Origin of the sequence: Nocardia sp. CA-119907, from assembly GCF_050955995.1 — a bacterium.
GTDB lineage: Bacteria > Actinomycetota > Actinomycetes > Mycobacteriales > Mycobacteriaceae > Nocardia.
The window spans coordinates 7,479,688-7,492,039 of record NZ_CP192091.1 but is presented as its reverse complement, the minus strand read 5'-3'; the positions used below and the strand labels follow the sequence as shown (position 1 = coordinate 7,492,039).

The following is a 12,352-nucleotide window of genomic DNA, read 5'->3' as shown; positions in this document are numbered from 1 at the left end:
GGCAGTGTGGGGACCATCTGGGGACCGCACGCCGTGCACGATGGTGAACATCCGCATGCTTAAGCCAAGGGAACCTGTGGAGCGATGCCAACGTCGATGTCAGAGTGTTCTGGCATCCTTGGGAGTGCTCCGATATCGCTGAGACAGATGGGACACCAGTGAGCACGTCGATGCAGACAGAAGTGGTAATTCTTGAGCCGTCCGACGTACCAGCCGCCCGTGCACTTGCCGAGCTGCACGGCATCGAAGTGCAGCGGGTCCCGCAGCGGGGTATCGAGCCTGTCACCATGGTGACACTGGTGCTCATTGGTTCGATCACAGCGGTGGGTGCAGTGATGCAGGGCCTGGAGCAACATAAAGGTGGACAGGTCATCGACTTAAGGCCTGGGGTGTCTAAGACGATCTACCGTACTCCTGACGTGGTGTATGGAACGGTGGTCATCGTGACAGGGGATGGGGTAGTCACCGTAGAGGTCAAAGAACCTGAGGGAATGTTTGGCAAAATTGTCACTGCTCTGCCTGGAATGCTTGCCAAGATCCCATCCGGAGCCGATAAAGTTGCCGATGCGATCTCAAAAGAGTATTCCCAGCAGGTTGTGATCGAGCGCAGGCAAATCGAGGACGCTGAAGGCGACGAATGAATTCCGTGGAAGGCGCACATCGCTTCCTTGCGCAGCTACGCCTCCAGTCGCAGGCCTTTGACGGGATGACAGTTATCGACGAGACTCTCGCTAGAAAGGGGGTTGAATGGTATCTGAAACAAGCAATGGCTCCGACGGAGCTTAACGAGGAAAACCTTCGCCCGCGGACCGACCAGATGACCCGGCCTGGCAGCTTTACCGTCGATGAACTCTGGGATGCACACTTCATGCCAATAGTGGAGCAGATAGAGAAGGCCGCAGAGGGTCTACCTTCGAGCGGTCGGGCTGGTGAACAACATATTGTTATCGGCCATCTAGCGACCGGGCAACTTAACGCCATGACAAGGGCGGTGCCCGGACATCCGGAGACCTATCTCATCACATTAGAAGATGGCATTATTTCGTTCTGCTCCTCAGTGTGTCACATTATTTCCTGTGCTGTTCCTCATATTGTGGGAGGAAGTGGAGAGGCGACGTTCAACCTCAATGATCGCAAGGCTGAGGAGTGGGTGGACAAGAGCTCTGAACTGGTTGATCAATTCACTGAACTAGTCGCCCGATACGTAGTTATCGGAAATATTCATGGGGTGCATATCCCAGCGATATCCGCGGGGTTTCTGCGTCTTTCTGAAATGTTGACTTACGCTGTAGATTACTTTATCGTAGGACATGAGTACGCTCATGTCCTAGTGGGCCATTTCGATGACGCGGGCATTCGAAAAGAAATTCTCCCTATAATCGAGGCTGAATCGTTCGCCTACTCGTGGCAGCAAGAGTTGGATGCCGACATTGTTGGAGCAATTCTGGCAATGCTGGCGATCGAGCAGTTCGACTATGCGACCGGATTTGCGGGTATCGAGATCTTCTTTGGCATGTTCGATGTCATTGACCGTGCCGTTTCCTTGCTGCAGACCGGCGCCGAGGATGAGCGCCAGTTGGGAACGCACCCTCCAGCTAGTCTTCGGAGAAGGTCGCTGCGCGCAGCCTTACCGCGGCTGACCGGCGGTGATCCGAGAGTTGCTGAACAGCTGGAAACGGCTCTTGAAGTTGCCGATGGTTTTTCGAAGCTTATCGATATCTTATGGATCCGAGCCAAGCCCTTCATTGTCGATCTAAGGGCTCGAGGAATACCTGCGGCGCAAAAATGGCAGACAATTTCTAAGGAATCGCCGGTTGATTTTGGCGCCTCAGTCATGGCTCAGGAATAATCTTGAGAGGCACGACAGCGCCTCGTCGCGCTGTGCATTCAGTCGGTCATTTCCGCGACCACTTGTCTGTGATCGCCGAGACCGAGTCCTTCGCGATCGAGGCACCATAGATCTAGGCGAGATGCGCCGAAATCTCACCAGTCGTCAGGCCTTTCGCGGTCAGCGACAACACGATCTCATCGACCCCGCTCAGGCGCCGCTGACGCTTGCGCACGATCTGCGGCTCGAACGACGATGCCGTGTCACGAGGCACATCGATCTAGACCGGACCGATCTCTGTGATCACCTGCTTCGAACGAGTTCCGTTGCGGGAGTTTCCCGTTCCTCGCCCGACCAGGTCGTGCTTCTCATAGCCGACGTGCTCGGTCATCTCCGCTTCCAGAGCGGTTTCGAGCACGGTCTTGGTCAGCTGGTTGAGCAGCCTGCCCGGCCCCACCAGAGCGGTCCCTGCTCCTTGGCCTGGGCTAGCAGCTGCTCGGCCAGCTTCTTCGTCTCGCCGCATCCTTCTTCGCCACGGCGGCCAGTGTCTCCGACATCAGTCGGTCCTTCCTGTCGAACCATCAGGTTCGACTCATCCGACCAGATCAGATTCGCTGAAGCTCCGACACTCCCGACCGCAGTTGTTTATAAATCTGACGGAGATGCTTGACACTCGGATCCCTTGAGCCCTAAGGAGATTCGGGTGAGCGCGCCTGTAATGGACCGGGAGTGCGTCGGCGCCTGGCGGTCCTTCGTCAATTCGAGGAAGTCGGCGGGAGCGTAGCGATGACCTGCTGGTAATTCGGGATCAGTCGGCAGGTCTACTACACCTGGCTGCGACGCTACGAGACCGAAGGTGTGGACGGGCTGCGTGACCGTTCGAGGAGGCCGCGGACGAGGCCGAATGCCACTCGTGCCGGTCATCGAGAAGATCCTGCATCTGAGGCAGAACTACCACTTCGGGCCCGACAAGATCCTGATGTACATGCAGCGCTACCACGACATCGAGATCAGCAAGTCCGGTGTATGGCGGATCCTCAAACGCCTGGATAGGGGCCGGTTGCAGGCGTCGCAGCGCTCCAAGCGCCACGATCGTCGCTGGAAGCGCTATGAAAGGCAGCGGCCCGGTCACCATGTCCAGGTCGACGTCAAGTTCGTCGAGTCCTTGCCGGGCAAACCTGGAAGCGGCGGCCCCGCGGTGAAGCCGGTTGGGCGGCGCGGGAAGTTCTATCAATTCACAGCGATCGATGACTGCACCTGGCTGCGGGGCATGCGGATCTATCCGCGCAACAATCAGAAGACCGCGATCCAATTCCTCGACTACGTGCTCTCCCAGCCGCCGTTCGCGGTCGAGACCATCCAGACCGATAAAGGGGCAGAGTTCCAGTCCGGATTCCACTAGCACGTGCTCGACAAAGGCATCAATCACATCTACATCAAGCCCTGCACCCCCGCGGCTCAACGGGAAAGTGGAACGCTCCCACCGCATCGACGCCGAGGAGTTCTACCGCCTCTACGACGGCGTGGTCATCGACGACGTCAACATCTTCAACGCGAAACTCAAAGAGTGGCAAGACTATTACAGCTGCCGCCGCCCTATGGCGGCCTCGACGGCCAGACCCCGTATGAGAGAGTGCAGCAGAAGACACAAACCGGGAACCGGGTGTAGACGATCTTCGTCAGCGGCACACCGACAGGCCTGCCGTCCACACGACGACCGAGATCCTTCTTCTGTTTGCTGGCGTATTGCTGAACTACTGAGGCCTCCGGCGTGTCGTTTGGCCGACATGCCGGAGACCTGCTTTTCGAAGAACGACAAAAGAACGACGAGGGTGCTCGGCTTCCAGGTGAGTTCGACGATACGAGCTTGGAGTTCTTGCGGCTCAATGGCTTTGATGGTGACGATCTGGATGGGCTCGGCCAACTCGACCAACGACACGCTTTCAGTGGGAATTGACCGGATTCAACGGGATTCGTTGGGATCTTGATTTTGGGTATCCATTGCAGCTCACGGGCATCATTGGGAACTGTCGGGAAGTCAGAAACATCGCCTACTCAGAAACGGCAGGTTTCTGGTTCGAGTCCAGATGGGGGAGCGTAATTCGGCCCCTGACCAGCGAGAATGAGTCGCTAGTCCGGGGCCGAAATCGTACCAGACCCCTCGGAGTCGTAGAAAAGTCGTCGTAAAGTCGCATTCCGCCCTGTCGGATCATGATCTTGCGTAGTGCCGTTTCGGAACCCTTCGACTACTGCAGCGTTGATCACCTTGGCCGCCTCGTGGTGGACCTTGCCGCGGCGCATGTACTTGCGCTGCGTCATGGCCGGGTCGGCATGCTGGAGGACGTCGGCGGTGACGCGGGCCGATAGCTTCGCATCGTCGAGGGCCAACGCGATCAGCTTGCGGAACGCATACAGGCACTATTGCCCGGGCGCTCCACATCGGAGCGCCGTCAGCGCTCCAGACCGCAGTCGTTCGTAGCGGAAGGCTTAGCTCTGGGCGGAGACTTCTCGGCGGCCAGACGCTGAGCGTCCGGGCGAGAGTGACCGATCAAGCACGCGCATTTTCGGAGGGATCGGTAGTCCTCGGGAGTTCGCGCCCGGCTCTACACCGCCGCTCATGCTCAACGGGCACTTGGATATGGATCCCTTGGGTGTTAGCGGCCATGTATTGCGATTCGGATGCGACCCGGCGGCACCGGGATCGGCGCTACGCCTCGAGCGTGCGGCGCGACGGCAGCAGTTCGTCGTACTTCCGGGACCGGCCGATCCGTCTCGACGCTGCGAAGGGACGCAGAAGACCCCCTCTGGTACATGAGCGAGCACGTGGAAGACATTCCGTGGCGAGCCCTCGTATATGGCGCTGACCTGGTGCGATTCGCGTACGAAGCCGGCCCTATGCCTCCCGGGTCAAGGAGGGCCTGGTCGCTCCGTCGTCTCTTGATTTTGTGTTGGATCGTGAGAGTGTTGCCCCCGAAATGACGCTGCGCATCGTATCCTTGGATCAGTCGATGACGCATTTCAGAGCAGGGCCCTTCCCATCAGTGAGCTAATGACGGCACACGACGGCTCTTTTATCCTAGCCACGCTGCTCTCAGGGGACGTGATGCGGATTGTTAAGAACACGACCGATCCAGAGTTCACACGTGGATGACGGGAAAATCTGGCTACCGAATCGGCGCGATCTGCTTCTCGGCGCTGCGGTTGCATTCGCCGGACTTGCTGTCGGTGGCTCGATTGGCTCCGCTGCCGCACGCGCCGATACCGCCGGCCAGCCGGACTGGCGTTTTTGCGGTAACTGTAACGGATTGTTCTTCAGCGGTGCCAACGGTAATTATTATCGGCAGAATCAGCGTTGTTCGGCCGGTGGTCTACACGATCCGATGGGGTTCAACTTCGTCCTGCCGCACGATACGGCAGAGACGGCAACGGCTCAGAAGGACTGGCGTTTTTGCGGTAACTGTAACGGATTGTTCTTCAGCGGTGCCAACGGTGATTATTATCGGCAGAATCAGCGTTGTTCGGCCGGTGGTCTACACGATCCGATGGGGTTCAACTTCGTCCTGCCGCACGATACGGCAGAGACGGCAACGGCTCAGAAGGACTGGCGTTTTTGCGGTAACTGTAACGGATTGTTCTTCAGCGGTGCCAACGGTGATTATTATCGGCAGAATCAGCGTTGTCCGGCCGGTGGTCTACACGATCCGATGGGGTTCAACTTCGTCCTGCCGCATCAGGCAGCCCAGCAAGACTCGATGACGGCCGACGAGCGCAAGATTGCCGATGCAATCAACAGTACGCGCGAACAGGTGGGGTGCTCTGGCGCGTTGCAGGTCGATTCGCGGCTGGTTGCGGTAGCTCGCGCGCACAGTCAAGACCTCGCCGATCACCCGGGACCGCCGGGCCTCTGGGAGACGGGAACGCTAAACCGACAGGGCCACACCGGATCCGATGGCAGCCAGCCCGGTGATCGTATTGCGAAGGCTGTCGGCTCTCCCGGTACCGAGAATGTTTATGTCGCCTGGCTTCTGGGTGGCGATCCAGGGCCTCCCGTTCAGGGTGCCCTGAACTACTGGCTAGAGAATACGCCGCAGCATCACGATCATCGAGATAATGCTCTGAATTGCGCCCATAAGTCGACCGGTGTTGGTATTTCCAAGGGGTCGGGAGTGATTCCTCAGGGGCAACAGAATGCCGGTCAGCAAGCGATATTCTATTATTTCACACAGGTCTTCCACGACTGACCGAGAGGATGTTCTTCACCCGGACGGCCGCACTTCGGGCACGGATCGTAGTGGGGTGTAGTAGAGGCGCTGCCAGATTCTGTTGTCCACCACCGTCATTCACCCGACGACCTGACCGCGGTCTTCGTGACGGGCGGCCCGTTCCGCCGAGACACGGTCTCCCTTCGCGTCAAGACTTCCGCTCTCGAACTGGCTGCGGCCAGCCCCGGCCTCTTGTTCGACTGGGCACACTGCACCAATGGCACCTGGATCGCGCTGGTGTCGTTCGCCATTCCGACCAGCGACGGACGGGCCGGATCGAAACTCGGCAGTGGTGCTCGGCAAAGGCGCTGTCGCCGAACGTATCCAGGACGAACCGACCGCGACGATTAGCCGTGTCCTACGCGGCCCAGGTTCGGAAAAGCCGCAGTCTCGGTAATACCAACCCCGGTACCACCGATCTGGGCTGCGCGCATCATCCGACGCCCGCCGTCAAGTCCTCGGTGCCGGTCATCCACCTCGCTAGCCGCAAGTCGGCCATTTGAATCTCACCCGTCGGAAACCCTCCCGGTGTCGGTCTCCTTGGTCCAGTCCTCCCTCGGTCCAGTCACTCTTCTGTTTCGTCTTCTCCAAGCAGTGCTGTTTGTCCCTCTGATCAGACCTACCCACAGACAGCACCTCGAAAACTGCTGGTCGGAGGGGCAAACCAGGGCGGACACCAGGGGGCGGACAGTAAACCTCCTCCACGTGTCCGCCCCTTTCGGGCCGGAGGATAGGCGCCGCAAGGTATCTGTTCACAGGATCGTCGACACATAGAATGACGTTGTCGGGTCACAGCTTTCGCCGAAGGGGGCCGTTCACAATGGTCGATTGGAAGGTGCGGGCACGCCGTTTTATACGCTCAAAGCCATCGAGTGAGACCTTGCCCGATGACGCCGCACACATCCTGCATGTTCCCGTCAAGCCGGACCCGTGCGAGTACATACGCAACGGTTACAACCCAGAGATCGACACGGTCGCTATCGACCTGCACCGCGTCGCTGTCAGCGACCGAGACCTGTTGGCCGACTACTACGTTCAAGCCACAGGAGACGCGTGGCATTGTGTATCCGTGGTCGCTGGAACTCCTGAGGCTGTACTGGACGCCGTCCGAGCGAAGGCGCGGGCTGCGAAGGAACGCGCCGAAGACGCGCAAGTGCGTGCCCAGGTGCTTCAACGTGCTCGTGCGGTCGTCGTCGAGCAGAGAACCCGTGTTGAACGCGAACTGCTCAAGGTTGGTCAAAGGGAGGATGAGGTCGTCTCGTATGACGCCGTCGTTCCCGACTGGCCGCCCGGGGTGACTGGACTTGATGGCACGTGGGTGTACAGACCAGGACACGTGTCGGTTAAGGACGTGATACGCGAAACCAACTCAGCCGCATGGGTTGCCGAACTTGACGCCCTGAACGAACAACGGCGTATAGCTGCGAAGAGCGACTTCGAACAGCAGCGTGCCGCAGAGAAGATCCAATTCGAAGACGGCAAGAAGATCCTGCGCAGCTGGGCCCAAAGCCGCCCCGACACATGCAAAATCGTCGAGGCCCAGCAAGGCAATTGGGTTCGGAAGCTTGAAAACCTCTGGATCGAGGATAGAGTACCCACCGGATATGGGCCCCTCAGTCCAGCGATGCGCGTGATCGAGAACCACGACCCAAGCCCAGCCGACTTGGACGCGTTGAAGGATGCCCAGAGCGCATGCGACGGAATCGTGGTCTCAGATGCTCGACTCGGCCTTGCTCGGGCAGCTAACGCTCGCCCGGAGAAGACCCGCAACATGGTAGGGATCGCTGTAACCGCACCGACTGGCTACAACCGCATGTTCTGGCGCCGCATAACATCCGAAGTGTAGTCATCAGTTTCGCAGTCCGTGTCATTCCACCGTGATGAGTACCCCACAATTCAGACGATAGCCGACCTTACCGAGAAGTTGCGCTAGAAGGCCCGGTAACCTCGAAAGAGAGGCTTCCGGCCTTCTGTGCAGATATGTCTTGCGCAATCGTCGATATAAACCTCACCACACGTGACGGATTTGTATTTGTGAGACGCAAGGCAAGTTCTGCGCCAAAGCTCAATTCCGGCATTTTGTAACCATTACCGGCTAGCCAGCTGAACAACAAGTTCAGGTTTACGTCATAACCCGCAGAACGCTGACTGCCCCACATATCCCAACTTATGTCGTCAGAATCGACAAAATACGACAGATATTGCTGCACCCAGCTATCGAAACTCATTTCAGATTGACCACTAGCTATTTCGATAGCTCGGAATATGCCGTCGCACCGTCGAAGTCCAATATCGTCGCAGCGATCGCCATCGTCGGAAAACCCAATCCGTTTCGGCCAAAACGAAGGCCCTTCAATGGTATGGCCGAGCAGGGCGAGTCTCGCAACGCGCCATGGCATCTCTGAGTCTGTGTACTTGGCCAACAACACTGAAAAGTTGACCGGAAACTCCGCATCGACGAATTCGGCCCGGGAAATCGCAGACGCAAGATCACGATATATATCGTCATCGCCCGCGCCTACTAAATTAAGCCAGGCTGTGCTCTCGTAGGAGCTTGCTCCAAGGATTCTGCTGATCGCCTGTAGTGTAGTCTTCGATACTGCCGGTGTAGTCTCCTCGGAAGATATTATCCGATCTGAGCGGTATAAGACTTCAGTAATGCAGACACTGGTGGCAAAACGAACGATAGAAAGAACGCCATCTCTCAAAAAGCTGGTGGGCAGTCGAGTGACGAACTCGCAAGCTTGAGGAAGCCATCTCACCGTATTTTTCAGCATCGCGTTGTCATGTGTAAACGAAAGAGATCCTGCCATCGAGAAGACAGCTGCGATCGAGCAATTAGAAGCAATCGCCGGCAGCGGCACTTCTGTATACTTCCCAACTTCTGGGTCCCATGAAAGGAGGTCAGAGAGATCGATTACTGATGGCCTCGAACTAGCAGTCTCATCCCATTCTTGGCGATCACCGAAAACTCCGTATACCGCAGCCTCGATTACCTCTTCTGCACGCTCTGACCGGTATCGTTCCATTTCCTGACGGAAATTTTCACAGTCAGCCAGGTGTCCACCTTTATTAAGCCAGGTTGGATATGTTGAAAGAGTATCTAAACATGCACTGAACGGCCAAGGCATCACCTTTCCCAATATGTGGAGTGGACGAGGCGTCAAAGTCTGCGCCAATGACAAAGCTTGCGCTAACGATTGCATATTATAGTCTTGGGCGCACTGTGCTATTGCAGACACGGTCTTCCAAGACTTATCTTCTCCCGCGTATGACGCAAGACGCGCAAGCCGGTCGAAGAATACTTCACGGGCGAGTATATTAATTTCCAACTGCGGTAGATCACTTAATGGACTTCTTGAGACTTCTATACCTTCTTGAAACGGGCTCGGTGCTACCAGAGCGGATATATGATCTGGCAGGATAGAAAGTACCTTCGTATTGGGATGACCTCGACTGGCAGTGAAACTGTAAGCAAGATCGGCAGCAGCCTCCAAAGTAATATTTTCCAGATAACCTGGGAAGTGGTCGAATATGGAAGCAACATCGAATGTGATCGCAATTGAGATGATCTCGTCCCGCAGCATCGCCGTGGCGGAACCAGCAATACTGTCGAGAAGGGCGCTCGCCCACTTTTCCCCGCGTTGTTCTATGCTACCCAGCACAACCGCAGCGGATACCTTCTGCGTGTACGACCCGGAAGCGGCCTGAATCAGCGCATTCTCCAACTCACTGCGATGTCCCAAGGCAAATAGACCTACAACTTCCCTGTAGGCATCATTGCCCATTGGCAGCCGGAGGAGCTCGGTCACGGTCGTAGCGAGAATGCGCGAATATATCGGTTTGGTCGTCGCTATGCGTTCCGCCAGTAGTGCATACGCTAGATGACTGCCGAAAAGAGTGGCCCTATGCGCTGAAGTCGCTGTATTTAGGTCAGCGCATAAGGTTACCAACTCCGCACAAAGATGATCTCTAGTCGCAAATATACTACCAGCAACAAACAGCAGGACGTTATGCCAGTATGCGGGCTCAGAGATCGCGCGGACATTAGCGGCTATTGTTGCCTCCGGAGCAGCGACTATTTTCTCAGCTGCCATGTATTCCTGCAGGCTACGAATCTCGAACCCGATAGCATCCGATCGGAGAACAGCGAGAAAGACCAGCCTGTCTGTGGCGAGCTGGATAATTCGGTTTGCGAGGTTATATGAGTCTTCTCGCGCGTTACCGTTTTTGATCATCCTGGCGGCTATGAACTCCGTAAACTCGGACTTGCTGATGCTGCTCGTGGAGTCGCCGGAGGACTCGCCTCTGCGCTGCAGAATGAAACCAATTTCGAAATGTATTGCGTTTATATCAGATTCGTAGTCTTGAAGTAACTCGGCAAGCTCGCCTCCTTTTTCCTGCTCGCGCTGGTAAATTACCCTATAGTAACTGGAAAACAGTCTCCAGCGGTCTTTTGGGGCATGACCTAGACGCTCTACCAAAATTGTAAGTATGGTAGTCTGAAGCGGCGTCGACATTAGCTTCGAAGTACTTTCATCCTCTGCTGCCCTTGAAAGGGTACTACGAACACGCGCTGCGCGAGTCGTCTGTTCTCCCAGTCGCTTTGATATGAGCGTGCCAGCATATGATAAAGCGATATCCACTGGTAGTGGCGCCAATTCGTAATGTCGGCATTCACTCTTGTCGAAACCGTCGTTGTACCCCTGTGGTCTAGTCGTAGTAATTATGACGACATCAGCTCCCAGGCTTCGAGCATCAATATAGAAGTCTGATATCGCTGTTAAGACATCGGCTCGATTACTCGACTCAGGAACTTCATCCAGACCGTCAAATATGACTAGCCATGGGTACTCTTTTAACCAGGCGCGGACGCTACCTATTGTCACTTCGGTCGATGACCGCTTAGCCAACTCTACAGTGACGTACTGGAATACGGATTTCACCACCCCTTTCGAAAGGCGGTCCGCCAGTTCGGTTAACGCTATCCGGATCGGCCATCTGCGGGCTATTGGCAACGCTAAACCTATACTTGTGGCATGCGTGGCAATTGCGTCACAGGCTTGCTTGATCTCGGGCGTGTCTAGTACTGAAGTGCCGTGAAGAAAAGCTGCTCGATAGATTTGGGTAAGATACTGCGTGAACGTACTCTTTCCTTGACCGGGGCCACCAATCACTACCGTTCGACACGCTCGGTTCAAGCGAGCATCAGACTTTACCGCAGCTGCGTCAAGTTTGTAGTTTGCAATCGCGATCATCTCTGCGGTTATATCGCAGTAGGCTTTCGCCGAAGGGTCTACGGCGGGTCTCTTGATTTCGGTTTCGTAGTCCTCGGGAGGATATGCTGGCAAATCGATGTAAACATCAGTGATTCCAACAGCATTGTCGCTGACAGATCCCGCCTGCGTCAGATTTAACCCCAAATCCTCGCGCATCAGCTTAGCGGCGTGAGTCTCCAGCGCGGTTCGAAAGTCATCAGATAACGAAGAGGAAGAATCCAGAAGGCGACTTAGAACGTCGCCCGGCGTAATCCATGCGGCGTAACCAGATCGTATGCTCAAAGCATTGTCAAGCAACACCCTAATGTGATCATAATGCCATATAACCAGTTCTTCGAGCATCAGCCCGTTCGTGTGAGCGTACTCCAGTAGCTCGTCTCTCGTCCGATCTGAGCCAGCGCATGGTACGGCAGAGAGGCGAACATTTGTTACGACAAGATAAGCCTCTGGCCTGCGAGCGCGCCTCGTATTCGGCCTTGTCCACTCGTCGAATTCCTCTGTAATTTGTCGTGTTAGCCATTTCGCATTTTCGATGGGTGCGCCTGGATTGTTGCAATACTTTGCCTGCGCGACATTAAATCCGTCCCATCGCCCCGGAAGTAAGTTGGGCTCCTCATTTTCCGGTTTTCTAAGACCTTCCCAGGAAGCTTCGCGCCCTCCGTCTGGCCCGGCGCCATATATGTTGATGTCTGGCCCCAAGAAATGAACTAATAGCGCCTGCGACAGATGCTCGAACTGCTTTTCTCCAAGTCGTGCCAGGTCGTAGTCCACAGCGCGGAGCCCCTCAGAATAAGTTTGTTTTGGTCAGCACCCTGATTTGAGTGATATGAGATACCTGTTGCAACTGCAAGTTACAACTGACTCCTCACGTCAAACTGTTCAAAGAATACCGCGTGATGGTAACCCTGCACATACGGGTTGGGCACATCGAAGTCGTAGAACCTTATAATGAACCGAACAGTCCTTTTGCTTCAATGGCTACG

7 protein-coding genes and 2 pseudogenes are annotated in these 12,352 nt (G+C 56.0%); 6 read left to right on the top strand and 3 right to left on the bottom strand.

All coding sequences use genetic code 11. From position 1 onward, the window contains the following. The first annotated feature begins 170 nt into the window (after positions 1 to 170). Both ACQP2D_RS33610 and ACQP2D_RS33605 read left to right on the top strand, forming a co-directional pair. Positions 171 to 641 carry a hypothetical protein gene (locus tag ACQP2D_RS33610; RefSeq protein WP_433679945.1) on the top strand — a complete coding sequence of 157 codons (471 nt, stop codon included), beginning with the start codon at positions 171 to 173 and terminating at the stop codon, positions 639 to 641. After that, positions 638 to 1,849: a hypothetical protein gene (locus ACQP2D_RS33605; protein ID WP_433679944.1), complete on the top strand. Its 1,212-nt coding sequence runs from the start codon at positions 638 to 640 to the stop codon at positions 1,847 to 1,849. Before ACQP2D_RS33610 ends, ACQP2D_RS33605 begins: the two co-directional genes overlap by 4 nt. Positions 1,850 to 1,964: 115 nt before the next feature. Here the strand turns inward: ACQP2D_RS33605 and ACQP2D_RS33600 are convergent. Beyond that, positions 1,965 to 2,410 (bottom strand): annotated as a pseudogene (locus ACQP2D_RS33600) (transposase); the annotation flags it as partial. Between the two features lie 225 nt (positions 2,411 to 2,635). On the opposite strand from ACQP2D_RS33600, the pseudogene ACQP2D_RS33595 reads away from it, so the two are divergent. Together ACQP2D_RS33595 and ACQP2D_RS33590 are read left to right on the top strand one after the other, a co-directional pair. Next, a pseudogene (locus ACQP2D_RS33595) lies at positions 2,636 to 2,713 on the top strand (helix-turn-helix domain-containing protein); the annotation flags it as partial. Between the two features lie 19 nt (positions 2,714 to 2,732). Then, positions 2,733 to 3,230 carry a hypothetical protein gene (locus ACQP2D_RS33590; protein WP_433679943.1) on the top strand — a complete coding sequence of 166 codons (498 nt, stop codon included), beginning with the start codon at positions 2,733 to 2,735 and terminating at the stop codon, positions 3,228 to 3,230. 728 nt (positions 3,231 to 3,958) lie between these two features. On the opposite strand, the gene ACQP2D_RS33585 is transcribed toward ACQP2D_RS33590, so the two are convergent. Then, positions 3,959 to 4,216 (bottom strand): hypothetical protein, encoded by a 258-nt coding sequence (locus ACQP2D_RS33585; RefSeq protein ID WP_433679942.1) that lies wholly within the window; start codon positions 4,214 to 4,216, stop codon positions 3,959 to 3,961. Between the two features lie 755 nt (positions 4,217 to 4,971). Here ACQP2D_RS33585 and ACQP2D_RS33580 point away from each other — a divergent pair. Together ACQP2D_RS33580 and ACQP2D_RS33575 are read left to right on the top strand one after the other, a co-directional pair. Further along, positions 4,972 to 6,069 carry a CAP domain-containing protein gene (locus ACQP2D_RS33580; RefSeq protein ID WP_433679941.1) on the top strand — a complete coding sequence of 366 codons (1,098 nt, stop codon included), beginning with the start codon at positions 4,972 to 4,974 and terminating at the stop codon, positions 6,067 to 6,069. A 901-nt stretch (positions 6,070 to 6,970) separates the two neighbouring features. Further along, positions 6,971 to 7,936: a hypothetical protein gene (locus ACQP2D_RS33575; protein WP_433679940.1), complete on the top strand. Its 966-nt coding sequence runs from the start codon at positions 6,971 to 6,973 to the stop codon at positions 7,934 to 7,936. 67 nt (positions 7,937 to 8,003) lie between these two features. On the opposite strand, the gene ACQP2D_RS33570 is transcribed toward ACQP2D_RS33575, so the two are convergent. Continuing rightward, the gene (locus ACQP2D_RS33570; protein WP_433679939.1) at positions 8,004 to 12,140 is read right to left on the bottom strand and encodes an NACHT domain-containing protein; all 4,137 of its coding nucleotides are present in this window, start codon (positions 12,138 to 12,140) and stop codon (positions 8,004 to 8,006) included. Positions 12,141 to 12,352 lie beyond the last annotated feature (212 nt).

Bases quoted from the DNA above. Each gene is read 5' to 3' on its own strand.
- ACQP2D_RS33610 (WP_433679945.1), top strand. From the start codon at position 171: ATGCAGACAGAAGTGGTAATTCTTGAGCCGTCCGACGTACCAGCCGCC.
- ACQP2D_RS33605 (WP_433679944.1), top strand. From the start codon at position 638: ATGAATTCCGTGGAAGGCGCACATCGCTTCCTTGCGCAGCTACGCCTC.
- ACQP2D_RS33590 (WP_433679943.1), top strand. From the start codon at position 2,733: ATGCCACTCGTGCCGGTCATCGAGAAGATCCTGCATCTGAGGCAGAAC.